This is a genomic window from Streptomyces sp. NPDC002754 (assembly GCF_053592315.1).
In genome coordinates, this window is record NZ_JBSFVM010000025.1 from 14970 (window position 1) to 30647 (window position 15678).

Consider the following 15678-nt stretch of genomic DNA (forward strand, 5'->3'; position numbering starts at 1 on the left):
CCTCACTCAGCGGTCGCGGTCGGAGTCCGCCGTCCCGGCCGTCGCCCAATGGCACGCCACCTGCGACGTGGTCGCCCCCGTGAGCACCGGAAGGTCCACCGTCCGGCACGCGTCGGCGACCCCCGCCGCCTCCGCCCGGCCGTCCACCAGGACCTGGCAGCGCGCGTGGAAGCGGCAGCCGCCCGGGATGCGGGACGGGTCCGGAGGCTCGCCCGTCAGGACCACCGGTTCGCCCGGTGCCTCCGGGAGAACCGACAACAGGGCCTGCGTGTACGGGTGTTGAGGCGAGGTCAGCACGTCCTCCACCCGGCCCGTCTCCACGATGCGGCCCAGGTACATCACCGCCACCCGGTCCGCGATGTTCCACGCGAGGCCGAGGTCGTGCGTGACCACGAGCGCGGACAGGCCCAACTCGTCCCGCAGGCGCAGCAGCAGGGCGAGGATCTCACCCCGTACGGAAGCGTCCAGGGACGCCACCGGCTCGTCCGCGACGATCAGCTCAGGGTCGAGGACCAGCGCGCCCGCGATGACCACGCGCTGGCGCTGGCCACCCGACAGCTCGTGCGGGTAGCGCAGGAAGAAGCGCTCCGGAGGGCGAAGCCCCGCGCGCGACAGCGCACTGGCGACCGCCTCGCGTTCGTCGCCCGCGTACCCGTGGATGCGCAGGCCCTCGGCGACCGCGTCGTACACCGTGTGTCGCGGGTTCAGGGAGCCGCTCGGGTCCTGGAGGACCAACTGGACGCGCTTGCGGTACGACTTGAGGGCCTTCGAGGCGTAACCCAGCGGCTCGCCCGCGAACGTGACCCTGCCGGACGTCGGCCTCTCCAGGCCGAGCAGGGTGCGCGCCAGGCTCGTCTTGCCGCAGCCGGACTCGCCGACGAGCGCCACGATCTCGCCCGGCGCGATGTCCAGGTCGACGCCGTCCACGGCCCGCGCCTCGGCGGCGCCGCGCCGGCCGGGGAACGTGACGTGCAGCCGATCGGCGCTGAGCAGCGGCCGCGCGTCCTTCGACACCTCGGGCGTCTGCAGCGTTTCTGTCATGCCGTGGTGCTCCTTGCTTCGACTTCCGTGCCCAAGGCGTCACTTGAGCCCACGTGCACGCACGCCGCACGCCGTTCCGGGCCCGCCACCCGCAGCTCCTGGTCCTCGCTCGCGCACACGTCGAGCGCCACCGGGCAGCGCGGGTGGAACGTGCAGCCGGACGGCAGCGCCGACGGGTCCGGCGGGTCACCGGGCAGGCCGCGCGGCGCGAACCGGGACGCCGGGTCGCCGATCGTCGGGAACGCTCCCGACAGCGCCTTCGCGTAGGGGTGCACGGCGTCCTCGTAGACCTGGAGGGCGGGGCCCTCCTCGACGACGCGGCCCGCGTACATCACCGCGAGCCGGTCGCAGGTGTCGGAGAGGACCGCCAGGTCGTGGCTGATCATGACGAGGCCGAGGTTCTCCTCCGCCACCAACTGCTCGATCAGGCGCAGGATCTGGGCCTGGATCATCACGTCCAGGGCCGTCGTCGGCTCGTCGGCGATGATCAGTTCGGGATCGCAGGCGAGGGCCATCGCGATCATGACGCGCTGGCGCTGGCCGCCGGAGAGCTCGTGCGGGTAGGCGTTCGCGCGCGCCGCCGGGAGGCCCACGTGTTCGAGCAGTTCGCCGACCTTCTTCTTCGCGCCCTCCTGCGTCGCCTTCTTGTGCAGGAGGATCGGTTCGGCGATCTGGTCACCGACGCGGTGCACGGCGTTGAGCGAGTGCATCGCGCCCTGGAAGACGATCGAGGCGCCCGCCCAGCGGACGGCCCGCACCCGGCCCCACTTCATGGCGAGGACGTCCTCGCCGTTCAGCAGGATCTCGCCGGTGACCTTGGCGTCCTTGGGGAGCAGCCGCAGGAGCGCGAGCGCCAGTGTGGACTTCCCGCAGCCGGACTCGCCCGCGATGCCGAGCTTCTGCCCGGCCTCGACGGTGAGGTTCACGCCGCGGACGGCCTGCGCCCCGCCGGCGTACGTCACCGTCAGGTCCCGTACCTCAAGAAGCGTCATGAGCGCACCCCCAGCTTCGGGTTGAGGACGGATTCGACCGCGCGGCCGCACAGGGTGAAGGACAGCGCGACGATGGCGATGGCGATGCCGGGCGGTGCCAGGTACCACCAGTCGCCCGCGCTGACCGCGCCCGCCTCGCGCGCGTCCTGGAGCATGCCGCCCCAGGAGGTGACCGTCGGGTCGGACAGGCCGAGGAACGCGAGGGTCGCCTCGGTCAGGATCGCCGAGGAAATGATCATCGTGGTCTGGGCGAGGACCAGCGGCATCACGTTCGGCAGCACGTGCCGGGTCATGACGTGGCTGTGGCTGCCGCCGAGCGCGCGCGCCCGCTCGATGTACGGGCGCGCCTCGACCGAGAGGGTCTGGGCGCGCACCAGGCGCGCGGTCGTCGGCCAGGTCGTCACGCCGATCGCGATGATCACCGTCCACATAGAGCGGTCCATGACGGTCGCGAGCGCGATGGCCAGGACCAGCGTCGGCATGACCAGGAACCAGTCGGTGACGCGCATCAGGACCGTCGAGTACCAGCCGCGGAAGTGGCCCGCGACGATGCCGATGACGGTGCCGATGGCCACGCACAGGAACGCCGCGAGCAGGCCCACGGTGAGCGAGATGCGCGCCCCGTACACCAGGAGGGCGAGCACGCTGCGGCCGAACTGGTCGGTGCCCAGCGGGAATTCGCCGCTCGGCCCCTCCAGCGGGCCGCCGGGCGCGTCGGTGACGCTCTGCGCGTCCGAGCCGACCAGGACCGGCGCGAGGACCGCGATCAGCGCGATCAGGATCAGCAGTCCGAGGCCCCACAGGCCGCTGCGGTGCGCGCGGTAGGACTTCCAGAAGCGGGCCAGGGACTGGCGTTTGCGGGCGCGCGCGAGGGAGCGGGCGCTGGGCGCCTTCGGTGTCTTCGCGGGCGTGGTCCCGGTGTCTGTGTCGGTCGTCGTCATCGGCCCACCCTCGGGTCGAGCAGCGGATAGAGGATGTCGGCGAGGGTGTTCGCGAGGATCACCGCGGTGGCGAAGACGAAGAACAGGCCCTGGACGAGCGGCAGATCGGGTACGGAGAGCGCCGAGTAGAACAGCCCGCCGAGACCCGGCCACGAGAAGACCGTCTCGACGAGAATCTGCCCCGCGACGACATGCCCCAGGTTCACGAACATCAGCGTGAACGTCGGCAGCATCGCGTTCGGCACCGCGTGCCTGCGGCGCACCAGGTCGTCCCTGAGGCCCTTGGCGCGCGCGGTCGTCAGATAGTCGCTGCCCATCTCGTCGAGCAGCGAGGAGCGCATGACGAGGAGCGTCTGCGCGTAGCCGACCGCGACCAGGGTGATCACCGGCAGGATCAGATGGTGCGCGACGTCGAGGACGTACGCGATCCCGGTCTCGCCGCCCGATTCGAGGCCGCCCGTCGGGAACATGCCGGGGATCGGCCCGATGCCGACGGCGAAGACGATGATGAGGAGCAGGCCGAGCCAGAACGCCGGGACCGAGTACAGGGTCAGCGCGAAGGCCGTGTTGAAGCGGTCGCTGCGCGACCCGTTGCGCCACGCCGTACGCGTGCCGAGCCAGATGCCGAGCGCCGAGTACAGCACGTACGCCGTGCCCGTGAGCAGCAGCGTCGCCGGGAGCGCGTCGAGGATCTTGTCCATGACCGGGGTGTGGAACTGGAACGAGATCCCGAAGTCACCGGAGAGCGCGTCCCCGATGTACGACGTGAACTGCTTCCACATCGGCTGGTCGAGGCCGTACTGGTGGCGCAGGTTCTGCAGTTGCTCCGATGAGACCTTGCGGCCGCCGGTCATCTGCTTGACCGGGTCGGAGGGGATGAGCCGGAACAGGAAGAAGCTCGTGACGAGGACGGCGAAGAGCGAGACGATCGCGCCGCCGATCTTCGTGAGCGCGTACTGGACGTACGCCTTGGTGTTGCGGGCCCGGGGGCCGCGGGCGGCCGACGGCGGCCCGGCCGAAGCCGGGTCGCCGTCGGGTTGCGCATCCGCGGACCGCGCGAGCGCCGGAGTGCTGTCAGCTGTCATGGTTCACATGTCTTCTTACTCGCGTAGCCGCGCTTCGCTTACTCGCGCTCGTCCGCCGTGGTCCGGCGCCGCCTGGCCACGAACACTCCGCCGCCGATGACGAGGAGCGCCGCGATCACGATGCCGATCACGATGCCGGTGGAGCTGGACGAATCACTGTCCTCACTGTCGGACGCGGAAGCGGGTTCGGCCGACCACCAGCTCCAATACCCGTCCTGGCCGTAGATGTTGCCGGCCGCGGTGGGCATCGTCTGGATGGACTTGATCTCGTCGGTGCGGTAGGCCTCGACCGCGTTCGGGTACGCCATGACGTTCATGTAGCCGGAGTCGTAGAGCCAGGACTCCATCTTCTTCACGGTGTCCGCGCGCTTGGCCGGGTCGTACTCGGCGAGCTGCTGGTTGTAGAGCTTGTCGTAGGTCTTGTCGCAGATGCCGTTGTCGGTCTGCGCGACCTCCTTCGGCTTGCTCGGCAGGGCGGCGCAGGTGTGGATGCCGAGGACGAAGTCCGGGTCCGGGTTGACCGACCAGCCGTCGAAGGCGAGGTCGTACTCACCGGCGTACCAGGGCACGGAGACGTCGTCGACGCAGTTGAGCTTGAGGCCGATGCCGATCTTGCCCCACCACTCCTTGAGGTACTTGCCGACCGCCTTGTCGTTGGGGTCGGTGGCGTGGCACAGCATCCGCAGGTTGATCGGCTTGCCGTCCTTGCCGACGCGCTTGCCGTCCTTCATCTTGTAGCCCGCGTCGTCGAGCATCTTGCCCGCGGCCTGCGGGTCGTAGCCCAGCTGCTGATCACCCGAGGGCTGCCAGTAGTAGTCCTGGAAGCGCGGCGGGATGTAGCCCTGGCCGCGCACGGCGTGGCCCTGGAAGACCTTGTCGACGATCGCCTTCGTGTCGACGGCCTTGAACAGCGCCTGGCGCACCTTCTCGTCGAGCAGGGCCGGGTTGCCGTCGCCGAACTTCTTGCCGCCCTTGGTCTTCCAGCCGGGGTTCACCGCGATCGCGTAGAAGCGGCGGCCGGGCCCCTCGTTGACCTTGATGTTCTTCTCGCCCTTGAGGGACGCCGCCTGGGCGGGCGTCAGGGCGGGGGAGCCGGCCACGAAGGAGACCTCGCCCTTGCGCAGGGCGGCGACCGCGGCGTCCTGGTCCTTGTATGCCTTGAAGACGATGTTGTCGAACTGCGGCGTCTTCGTCTTGCGCCAGAACTCCGGGTTGCGCTTCAGCTTCACGTACTGGTCGGTCTTGTAGCCGGTCACGATGTACGGACCGTTCCCGACGATCGGGAACTTGTCGTCGTTGTTGAACTTCGAGTAGTCCTTGACGTCCTTCCAGATGTGCTCGGGCACGATCGGGATGTCGAGGGACGTCATCGTCGCCTGCGGCTTCTTCAGCTCGACGACGAGCTTGGTGTCGCTGGGCGCCGTGACCTTCTTGAAGTTGCCGACGAACGAGCCGTTGGCGGTCGCCGCCGCGTCGTCCGTCATCATCTTGTTGAAGGTGAAGGCGGCGTCGTGCGCGGTGGCCTGCTTGCCGTCCGACCACTTCGAATCGGAGCGGATGGTGTACGTCCACGTCAGCTTGTCGGCCGAGGGCTTCCACTTGGTGGCGAAACCCTGGATGACGTGGTTGTCCTTCGGGTCGTAGTTGGTCGGGTACTCGTACATCAGGCGGAGGATGCTCGTACTGACCAGGCGCGTCGCCAGGAACGGGCTCAGCGAGTCGACGCTCTGCGCGACGGCCACGGTGAGGGTCTTCTTCTTGCCGCTGTCGGCGTTGGCCTTGGCGGCGGCCTGGGGCATGGCGTTGGCCTGTTGCGGCGCCGGGTTGAGTGGCGTGGCGAGGCCTGCCGTCAGGGTGAACGCCGCGGCGCCGGCCGCGAGGAGTATCAGCACTCCGCGCCGCTGGGGGCGGGCCGTTCTGTGGTCCATGTCTTGCTGAGCTGGTGTGTCCATCGGCGGTGACCTCGCGCATCGCTCGCACAGCTGGGCTGGATCTGGGACTTCGTGAGTTTTCAGGTCGACTGAAGTGTTGGTTTATCAGCGGCAGTTGAGGAACGTCAACGGCGGGTGAACCCCATGTGGCCTGCGGAAATAACGAGTTGACCTGCATTTCACGCACATTGGTCGAGACCTCTGATGCTTTGCAGGCCAGGGGATGGCACCCGGATGGGTGCAGCTGGAGGGCTACCGCTGCGGCGGAGGCGGCGGCGGGGTGCGGCCGAAGCCCTCGGCGACCATCGCGGACAGGTCGAAGTACGCCTCCCGCACCTTGGGGCGCATCATGTCGAGGTCGACCTCCGCGCCGGCCGCCAGGTGCTCGTCGAAGGGGATGACGATCACGCCGCGGCAGCGGGTCTCGAAGTGGCCGACGATGTCGTCCACCTTGATCATCTTGCCGGTGTCGCGGACACCGGAGATAACGGTGAGGGAGTGCCGGACGAGTTCGGTGTAGCCGTGCGCGGAGAGCCAGTCGAGGGTGGTGCTGGCGCTGCTCGCGCCGTCCACGGACGGGGTCGAGATGATGATCAACTGGTCGGCCAGGTCGAGGACTCCGCGCATCGCGGAGTACAGCAGGCCGGTTCCGGAGTCGGTCAGGACGACCGGGTAGTGCCGGCCGAGTACGTCGATCGCGCGGCGGTAGTCGGCGTCGTCGAACGTCGACGAGACGGCTGGGTCCACGTCGTTGGCGATGATCTCCAGGCCGGAGGGGGTCTGGGAGGTGTACTGCCGGATGTCGGCGTACGAGTGCAGGTGCGGGATGTTCTGCACCAGGTCGCGGATGGTGGCGCCGGTTTCGCGGCGTACGCGGCGGCCGAGGGTGCCGGCGTCCGGGTTGGCGTCGATCGCGAGGATCTTGTCCTGGCGCTGCGAGGCGAGGGTCGAGCCGAGGGCCGTCGTCGTGGTCGTCTTGCCGACGCCGCCCTTGAGGCTGATCACGGCGATCCGGTAGCAGGACGAGACCGGGGTGCGGATGAGGTCCAGCTTCCGCTGCCGCTCCTCCTCTTCCTTCCTCCCCCCGAACTTGAACCGTCCGCCACCCGCGCCGGGCGCCTTGCTCCGCTGCTTCTGCCGCTTGCTGTTGACGAGCCGCTCGGCGGACAACTCGACGGCGGCGGTGTAGCCGAGGGGGGCGTTGTCGCCGGGGGCGTGCGGGGGCGAGGGTTGGTGGTGCAGGCCGGGTGGTGCGGATTGCTGCCAGGCGGGGGCGGGGCTGGGGTAGGCCTGTGGGGGCTGGGCGTTGGGCGCGAGTGCCGGTTGGGGGAGCGGCTGAGGGTGGCCCTGTGGTTGGAGGGCGGGCAGCGGCTGGCCGGGGTGGGTCGGTGGCTGTGGTTGGGCCGGAGGCTGCGGGAAGCCGTAGGAGGGTTGTGCGTTTGGTGTGGGTGGAGCGGGCTGGCTGTGGGGGTGGTGAGGCTGCGGAGGGACGTATTCACCGTGTGGTGGCGTGGGTTGGCCGGTGGCGGGGGGAGCCGGTGGGGCGGCCTGGCTGTGGGGATGGGGCTGCGGAGGGCTGTATTCACCCTGTGGCGGCATGGGTTGGCCTGTAGCCGGGGGTGCCGGTTGGCCGGGTGGCTGCGGGAAGCCGTAAGCGCCCGGGGCCTGTGGTGGAACCGCGGCGGGCGGGGTGTACGGGGCGGCCACGGGCGGTTGGCCGGGCGCGGGGTCACACTCCTGCGGGGCCGTGGGCGGCGCGGCGGGCTGGAACGACGGCGGCAACGGGGGAACTCCACCTGCCGGAGGGGGCGGTGGAGCCCAGCCTGCGGGGGCGTGGGGTGCGTAGCCGGGGGCCGGGGTGGCGGGGGTGCCGGCAACAGCCGGAGTGACGCCGGGGTTTGGCGGTACCGGTGCAGCTTGTGGTGCTTCGGGGGCCGGGGCGGCGGGGATGTCCGGGGTGTCGCCGGGGGCCGAGGTGGCCGGAGTGTCACTGGGGGCCGGGGGTGCCGGAGCCGCCTGTGGTGGCGTGGGGGCGGCAGCCGCTGGGGTGTTGGGGGCGGGCCAGGGGGTGGGCGCCGTCGGCTCGGCCGGGGGCTCGGTGGGGGCTGGGGTGGCTGGTGCAGCCGGAGGGCTGAGGGTGTTGCCGTGGGCCGGTTCCGCCGGGGCGGGCTGTGGTGCCGGATTGCCGTGGGGCGGGTTCGCCGGGGTGGGCTGTGGTGCCGCCGGGGCGTCCGGGGGGCCGGGGGTGGTCACCGTAGCGGGCGTCGTCGTCTCGTGCGGGGGCGTCGCGGTGGTGGCCGGTGCTGCGAGGGGGAAGTCGGTGTCCGGTGGGGTGGCTTCGGGCGGCGTCGCGCGGGCGCTTCCCGTGTCGATGTCGACGTGTACGCGGTGGGCGTCGACCCACGCGCGGGCCCGCTCCTCGGGGTTCTCCGGGGGCGCGGGCGGCTCCCCGAGCGCGGCGAGTTCCTCGAAGTTCCGCTTCAGCGAGGGCGCGGAGAAACGCAGCGTGGACCCGCTGTCCAGGTCACCGTTGTGCGGCCCGCCGTCCCGCAGGTCACCGCTCGCCTGCTCGTACCAGGGCGGAGGCGCGTAGTCGATCGTGAACTCGCCCGTCTGCCCGGCACCGGACCCCGCGCCGGACGGTTCACCGGCAGGTGACCCGCCGCCCCCGCGGACATCGTCCCGATCGCTGCTCACAATGCCTCCTGGTGTGGTCGAGCACCCGGCGTGCCTCCCCGCTCTCCGGACGCGCACGGATTCAGCGGGAGCACAGGGCACGTCCCGGCCCAGCCTAATCACCAAAACCGCCCGCACGGCAGGCCCGCCCACACCCCGTCGACTAGACTCGCCGCGCCGTGATCGGGGAGGTCGTGGCTCGGACGGCGGCGGGGAGGACGTGGCGTGCGGAATCGGATCAGGGGCGGCGCCCCGCCCGTGCGCGCAGCGCACCCCAACTGACCGCCCCGCACCCGACCACGACGAGAACTCACCTCATGCCTACCGCGCTCACCCACGACGACCCCGTACACCTCGGCCCGTTCCGCCTCGTCGGACGCCTCGGCAGCGGCGGGATGGGCACGGTGTACGTCGCGCGGACCGCCGGCGGGCGAACCGTCGCCCTGAAGACGATGCACGCCCGGCTCGCCGCCGACCACGCCGCTCGGACCCGGTTCCGGCTCGAGATCGACGCCGCCCGCGTCATCGGCGGACGGTTCGGGGCGAAGGTCGTGGACGCGGACCCGCTCGCCGAGACGCCGTGGCTGGCCACCGAATACGTACTTGGTCCACCGCTCGACGAAGCGGTAGAGGCGGGCGGGCCGATGCCCGAGGCGACCGTACGCGCGCTGGGAGCCGCCCTGTGCGGAGCACTTGGGCAGCTGCACCGCAGCGACGTCGTGCACCGCGACCTCAAGCCGTCCAACATCCTTCTCACGGCATACGGTCCGAAGGTCATCGACTTCGGTATCGCGCGGGCCATCGGTGACGACCGCCTGACCCGCGTCGGATCCGCCGTGGGCACGCCCGCGTTCATGTCGCCGGAGCAGGCCACCGGCCAGGAACACGGCCCGGCCGGCGACGTGTTCGCGCTCGCCGGGGTGCTGGTGTTCGCGGCCCGCGGCAGCGGCGCGTTCGGGAACGGGCAGGCCGCCGACCTGCTGTACCGGGTCCGGTACGGCGAGCCGGACCTCACGGGGGTGTCCGCCGTGCTCGCCCCCGTACTGGCGCGGTGCCTCGACAAGGACCCGGCGCGGCGCCCCGCCACGCACGAACTGTCGGCCCAACTGCACACCGGGGCAGGGGAGTTCGCCGACCACCTGTCCGCCGCGCTGCTCGGTGACATCGGGCGCCGGGCCACCGACGTATGGCAGACCGTCCCGCAGCGGCTGCCCGCACCCCTGACCCACACGCTCCCGCAGACCACCGCCGTGGACGCCACCGGGAGCAGCCCCGTGTCGCGGCGCCGCTTCCTCGCCGCCGGGGGTGTCCTCGGCGTCGGCGCGGTCGCGGCAGGCGGCGCCTGGTGGTGGACCGGCCGTTCCTCACAGGAGAAGAAGACCGCGGACCCCAAGGCCCCAGACACCCGGGGCCGGCGCGACCTCGACCCCCTCTGGAAGGACGAGGGCTACTTCGAGACCAGCGTCGTCGACGGCGGAAAGTCGATGATCCCGGCCATCGTCGACGGGGTGGCCATCGCCATGCGCGGGTACGCCCGCGGCTTCGCCGTGTCCGACGGCGCGAAGAAGTGGGACGACCACATCAGCAGCGGATGGCAGTGGACCGCAGCGGACGGCAAGCTCTACCACCTGACCTACAACGTGGCCGAGGACGACAAGGCCGGCGGGCCCGTCACCCTCGAAACGATCGCCCCGCGCACCGGCAAGAAGGTCAATACCCTCGCCCGCCTCGCCGACACCACCGACCACCTGGAGGGCAACCAACTCCTCTGCGTCGCCGACGACATCGCCTACGTGGCTGTGGGCAAGGGCAAGGGAGACAAGATCGGCTACGCACCCGCGCAGAAGTGGACGCTGCGCGCCGTCGACTGCCGGACCGGAAAGGCCCTGTGGTCGCGGCCGCTGCCCAGCCGGGACGAGCTCGACCAGTCGATGTACTTCCTCGGCGCGACGGTGGCCGGCGGGCGCCTCGTCACGTACCAGCAGCTGAAGGAGGACGAACCCCACATCGTCGTACGGGACTTGAAGACCGGCGGCATCCTGTGGAACGTCCCGTACCTCGTCGAAGACGTCGCCACGCTGTGGGCCGCGATGGCGGCCGACGACACGCACCTCTACATCGGCGGCACCCGGCTCCGCGCGGTGCGCCTCAAGGACGGCAAGGCGCAGTGGCAGACACCCGAAAGCCGCGCGTTCGGGCCGCCGACGCTGAACGGCGGTGTCGTGTACGCCGTGGGTGAGGGCGTCGGGCTCGCCGCGTACAAGGCGGGCAGCGGCGAGCGGCTGTGGACGGAGAAGGACGGCAGCGCCGACGAGCAGTCCAGGGCCTGGCGGCCGCTCGTCGGCAAACAGTGCGCGTACTACCGCAACGGCGCCCAGTTGCGCGCCGTCGACCTCGACAGCCACGAGATCTCCTGGACGTACAAGACGGACGGCGACCGCTTCTACGCGAACCCGGAGCGCACGCGGATCTTCGCGATGAGCGACACCGCGAAGCTCGCCGCGTACCCCATGAAGTGACCCCCACATACCTGTACATACGTTCCGCGACCGCCCCCCGGCAGAAGGCCCCACATGAAACCCCTCGGCATCGGCGACCCCCTCCGCCTCGGTCCCTACCGCGTCCTCGGCGTGCTCGGCGAAGGCGGCATGGGCAAGGTGTACGTCGGTCAGGACGGCGCCGGGACGCTCGCCGCGGTCAAGGTGCTCAAGCCCGAACTCGCCCACGACACGAACCTCGCCCAGCGCTTCGTGCGCGAGGCGCAGGCCGCACAGGCCGTGCGCAGCAAGGGAGTTGCGAACGTCCTCGGCGCGTGGACCGAGGGCGGCCGCCCGTGGATGGCCACCGAGTTCCTGGCGGGCCTCACCCTCGACCAGGCCGTCGAGGCGCACGGGCCGCTGCCCGAACCCGCCCTGCGCGCCCTCGCCGCCTCCCTCGCGCACACCCTCGCCGACATCCAGGCGGCGGGCTTCATCCACCGCGACCTCAAGCCGCCGAACATCGTGCTGACGTCGACGGGCCCGCGCGTCATCGACTTCGGCATCGCCCGCCCCGAGCACGGACTGACCCTCACCACGACCGGGGAGGTACCGGTCACCCCCGGATACGGGGCCCCCGAGCAGGTGCTCGGCCACCGCGTCACACCGGCCGCCGACGTCTTCTCGCTGGGCGCGGTGCTCGTGTACGCGGCCAGCGGACGGCGCGCGTTCGACGGCGGACACGTGGCAGCCGTGCAGTACGAAGTGGTGCACGGCGAGCCCCAACTCCAGGGAATCAACCCGGAGTTGCTGGCACTGATCGCACCCTGCCTCGCCAAGGACCCCGCCCACCGCCCCACGCCCGCCCAGATCGCCGAGGCGATGCGCCCGCCCAAGGGAGCGGAGAAGGCCTGGCGGCGCGGCTCCATCGCCGAAGCGATCACCGAGCGGGAGACCGGGGCCCGGCACCTGGCGACCACCATCGTGGGCGGAACGCAGCCGCCGCAGAAGCCCGCCATGTCGCGAAGACGCCTGCTGACGACGCTCGCCGTCGGCGGCACCGTCGCCGCGGCCGGCGGTGGCACGGCCGCGTGGTGGTACGGCTCGCGCCCCGACAGCGCCCTGTTCGACATCCCGGCCGCGGCCAGGACTCCCGTACAGGCACTGAAGTCCAAGCCCGCCGAGGACTACGCCGAGAACGGCGGCCCCATGAAACTGTGGTCCGTCACCACCGCCGACGCCACCACACCCGAACTCCTGCCCGTACGCGACGTGTTGGTCTTCGCGCTCGGCTCCGGCGGCATCGGCGCGTACGGCGTCAAGGCCGGCAAGCGGCGATGGTCCGCCGACGGCCTGCGGGCCAGGTCCGGCTACGTATCGCTGGCCGACCGGCTCGTCGTGGGCGCGGACGAACACGGGACGCTGCACACCTTCGTGCCCTCCACCGGCGCCGCGAAATGGACGTGCGAGCAGGCGGAGGCCGAGACGCTGCTCGCCGCCGGCCCCGACGCGGTCTACATGATCACGAAGGACGACCGGCTGCGCTGCGTCAACAGCGAGGACGCCGAGGTGCGGTGGACGGTCACCGTGCCCGCGAAGTTCCGCAAGAAGCTGCACGGCCCGGCCGCCGTCGGCGGAGGCGTCCTCGTCGTCCCGTCCACCGACGGCACCGTGCTCGCGGTGCGCACCAGCGACGGCCGCAAGGCCTGGACGCAGCCCGAGGAGTCCGAATCGGTCGTCCGCCCCGCCATCGCCGACGGCATGGTCTACCTCAACGGCAAGACGCTGGAGGCCTACCGGCTCCGCGACGGAAACCGGGAGTGGAGCACGTTCCCGCTGGGCGGCGCCGACTCCGTCTACAGCAAGTGGGGCCCGCCCGAGGTACGGGGAAACCACGTGTACGCCAACGCCGTCGACGTCACCCGCTGCCACAAGCGGGCCGACGGCAACCAGGAGTGGTTCGCGGTCGGCCCGTCCACGACCAGCCGTGTGCTGGCGCAGGGCACCTCGATCTGGTCGGTCGACGACGGCGACGGAATCGGCGAACTCCAACTGAAGGGCATCCCGCGGAAGGACGGCAAGAACCCTTGGACGACGCGCTACCCGCGGCCTCACTACACACAGCTCGCCGCCGCGGGCAACCGGGTCTTCCTGCTGATGGACAGCGCCGTGCACGCGCTGAGCACCTTCTGAGGCCGAAGGGACCGACGACACATGCAGAGCGCCGCGCAGCAGGTGGGCCCCTACCTCCTGCTCACCTCCATCGACCCCACCGACCACGCCGTCGTCCGCCACATCGCCCGCACCCCCGGCGGTGACCGCACCGTCCTCCTCAGCGCCCCCGCCCCCGGCGTCGACCCGAACCGCTTCATGGCCGAAGCGGACGCCGCGCGCTACTTGTTGGGCAGTTGGACGCTCCCGACCGTCGAACTGGCGCCGCCCGGCGGAGCGCCCTGGCACGCGCGCCCGTACACCCCCGTACTGCCACTGCCCACCGCGCTCGCCCTCCACGGCGGCCCGCTGCCGGAGCACACCGTCCGCGCCCTCGGTGTCGCGCTCGCCGAGACGTTGTCCGTCATCCACGGCCAGAGCCTCGTCCACGCGGGCCTCTCCCCGGCGGCCGTCCTGCTCTCCTTCGACGGCCCGCGCCTCGACTGCTTCGGCGCGGTACGGGCGGCGGCACCCGACGGAGCGGTACGTCGCGACCTGCCGGGCGTCGACGCCACGGCCCTCGCCCCGGAGCAGGCGGCGGGTGGACACCCCCGCCCCCTCGGCGACGTCTACGCGTTGGGCGCGACCCTCGCGTACGCCGCGACGGGCCACACGGTGCCCGAACGGGAGGAACTCCCGGCGCCGCTGCGCCCGCTGGTGAGCCGGTGCCTGTCCCGGGACCCGGCGCAGAGACCACAACTGGCGGATGTGGTAGCCGAGTTGAGCGCGGGCACGGCTGCCGCGCGGCAGCCTGCCGGCTTCGGCGCCACGAACCACGCCTCGGGCCTGCTGACCCCCGGCTGGCTGCCGGCCCGCCTCGTCGCGGCACTGGCGCACCAGGCGGCGTCGGTACTGGACGCGGACCTGCCGACGACGCCGGGCACGTACGGCTACTAAGCTTCCGGGCCGCCATTGCGGGGGGACGGCTCCAGGTCGAACTCCCCGTCCCTGGCGCCGAGTACGAACGCCGTCCACTCCGCCTCGGTGTACCGCAGCACCGTCTCCGGCTCCAGCGACGAACGCATCGCCACGGCGCCGTCCGGCAGCTTCGCGATCTCGACGCGCTCCTCGTCCTGCTCGGTACCGGGCGCGCTCTCCCACTCGACGCCGGAGATGTCGAGCGCGTACAACTCGTTCTTCTCGCGCTCCTTACGGGCCTCGATCTCCTCCGGCGTCTCGCCTGAAGTCCCCACGCCGCATCAGCCCCTTCGTCGTCCTGTGACAATCACCGTCAGTTTAGTGGGGGTTGACCGGCGACCACCGTGACCCGATGAAACGGGACTCTTTGGTGGAGGAAGCGGTCCGATGGACGTATGGGTCCGGTGCGTCCGGGAGGATGTCCTGACGCATCAGCACGGGGAGGACTCCAGCAGTGAGCAGCAACCATCCGGGCCCGTACGCCGGCCAACCCCAACAGCCGGGACCGTACGGCGCGCAGCCGGGACCGTACGGACAACAGGGCCCGCCGCCGCCGTATGGGCAACCGGGCCAGCCGTATGGGCAACCAGCGCAGCCGCAGTACGGCGGTTACGGGTTCCCGCAGCAGCAGGGTGGATATCCCCCGCCACCACGCCGTGGCGGCCTGGGGAAGACCTTGGCGTTCGTCGCGTGTGGGGCGGCGCTGATGACGTTGGTCGGCTTCGGCATGTTCTGGATCCGCGACGCGCAGGGCCCGGACGACGACGGCCCGCACAAGCTGACCGCACCGTCGACGATGTCGTTCGCCACGTACTACCGCGCCGGCGACCCGGCGGATCCCGACCTCGCGACGGAGGATCCCAAGAAGCTCGAGTGGCACGAGATGGAGAAACCGACGGAGATCGCCGTCAGTTACTCCGACGAGCTCGTCGACAACGTCGACACCTCCGACACGGGCGTGGCCCAGGACGCGTTGCAGCGTGCGGGGAACAGCAAGAGGTTCTCGATCACGGGTGGCTACGGCAGGTTCGACAACCCCGAACTGGCCCTGGCCTACTACTTCGAACTCGTGGGGGACAAGCTCACCGAGGCCACGGACAAGGCCCCCGGACACGTCGTCTCGTCGCTGGGCGTGGAGGAGGACACGGAGGCGGACTCGCTCGGCGGCGACGCGGTGATGAGGTGCGCGGACCTCAGGGTGGACAACTGGGACGACGACAACCCGGCCACGGAGACGACAGTGTGCGGCTGGGCCGACTACGCGACGGTCGGGGTGGTCACTCCGTACGACGGCACGTTCGGCCTGACGACCGAGGAGGCGGCGGAGCTCACGGGGCACGTTCGCAGTGAAATGCGCGTTGAGAACTAGGCACGCGGACGCACGCGCAGGCGTGAGGCCCGTGACC

12 protein-coding genes and 1 pseudogene are annotated in these 15678 nt (G+C 71.0%); 5 read left to right on the forward strand and 8 right to left on the reverse strand.

Features of this window, described 5'->3' with window-relative positions; translation table 11 throughout:
- Positions 1-6: 6 nt before the first annotated feature.
- The 6 genes from ACWD2L_RS32000 to ACWD2L_RS32025 form a co-directional block, all read right to left on the reverse strand.
- A complete protein-coding gene (locus ACWD2L_RS32000) occupies positions 7-1041 on the reverse strand; it encodes an ABC transporter ATP-binding protein (RefSeq protein ID WP_351333802.1) in 1035 nt (344 codons plus the stop codon).
- The gene (locus tag ACWD2L_RS32005; protein WP_351333799.1) at positions 1038-2033 is read right to left on the reverse strand and encodes an ABC transporter ATP-binding protein; all 996 of its coding nucleotides are present in this window, start codon (positions 2031-2033) and stop codon (positions 1038-1040) included. The genes ACWD2L_RS32000 and ACWD2L_RS32005 overlap by 4 nt, the downstream gene beginning before the upstream one ends.
- Positions 2030-2974, reverse strand: coding sequence for an ABC transporter permease (locus ACWD2L_RS32010; RefSeq protein WP_351333796.1), 945 nt, complete (start codon positions 2972-2974; stop codon positions 2030-2032). The genes ACWD2L_RS32005 and ACWD2L_RS32010 overlap by 4 nt, the downstream gene beginning before the upstream one ends.
- Entirely contained in the window at positions 2971-4059 is a 1089-nt protein-coding gene (locus tag ACWD2L_RS32015; protein WP_351333793.1) for an ABC transporter permease, read from the reverse strand. Before ACWD2L_RS32015 ends, ACWD2L_RS32010 begins: the two co-directional genes overlap by 4 nt.
- A 38-nt stretch (positions 4060-4097) precedes the next feature.
- Positions 4098-5987: an ABC transporter substrate-binding protein gene (locus ACWD2L_RS32020; protein ID WP_351333791.1), complete on the reverse strand. Its 1890-nt coding sequence runs from the start codon at positions 5985-5987 to the stop codon at positions 4098-4100.
- Positions 5988-6242: 255 nt separating this feature from the next.
- Entirely contained in the window at positions 6243-7160 is a 918-nt protein-coding gene (locus tag ACWD2L_RS32025; RefSeq protein WP_351333832.1) for a MinD/ParA family ATP-binding protein, read from the reverse strand.
- A 1075-nt stretch (positions 7161-8235) separates the two neighbouring features.
- On the opposite strand from ACWD2L_RS32025, the gene ACWD2L_RS32030 reads away from it, so the two are divergent.
- Entirely contained in the window at positions 8236-8583 is a 348-nt protein-coding gene (locus ACWD2L_RS32030) for a hypothetical protein (RefSeq protein WP_351333838.1), read from the forward strand.
- Positions 8584-8609: 26 nt separating this feature from the next.
- Here ACWD2L_RS32030 and ACWD2L_RS32035 read toward each other — a convergent pair.
- A pseudogene (locus ACWD2L_RS32035) lies at positions 8610-8939 on the reverse strand (hypothetical protein); the annotation flags it as partial.
- Between the two features lie 44 nt (positions 8940-8983).
- Between ACWD2L_RS32035 and ACWD2L_RS32040 the strand changes: the two are divergent.
- The 3 genes from ACWD2L_RS32040 to ACWD2L_RS32050 are packed head-to-tail and all read left to right on the forward strand — an operon-like array spanning position 8984 to position 14251.
- Positions 8984-11185, forward strand: coding sequence for a protein kinase domain-containing protein (locus ACWD2L_RS32040; RefSeq protein ID WP_351333788.1), 2202 nt, complete (start codon positions 8984-8986; stop codon positions 11183-11185).
- Between the two features lie 54 nt (positions 11186-11239).
- Entirely contained in the window at positions 11240-13336 is a 2097-nt protein-coding gene (locus ACWD2L_RS32045; RefSeq protein WP_351333785.1) for a protein kinase domain-containing protein, read from the forward strand.
- Between the two features lie 21 nt (positions 13337-13357).
- Complete coding sequence (locus tag ACWD2L_RS32050; protein ID WP_351333784.1) at positions 13358-14251, forward strand: protein kinase family protein; 894 nt, start codon at positions 13358-13360, stop codon at positions 14249-14251.
- Here the strand turns inward: ACWD2L_RS32050 and ACWD2L_RS32055 are convergent.
- Positions 14248-14547, reverse strand: a complete 300-nt coding sequence (locus tag ACWD2L_RS32055) for a DUF397 domain-containing protein (protein ID WP_351333781.1) — start codon at positions 14545-14547, stop codon at positions 14248-14250. The genes ACWD2L_RS32050 and ACWD2L_RS32055 overlap by 4 nt on opposite strands.
- Positions 14548-14978: 431 nt before the next feature.
- On the opposite strand from ACWD2L_RS32055, the gene ACWD2L_RS32060 reads away from it, so the two are divergent.
- On the forward strand, positions 14979-15641 hold the full coding sequence (locus ACWD2L_RS32060) for a hypothetical protein (RefSeq protein ID WP_351333778.1): 663 nt from the start codon (positions 14979-14981) through the stop codon (positions 15639-15641).
- The last annotated feature ends 37 nt before the right edge of the window (positions 15642-15678 follow it).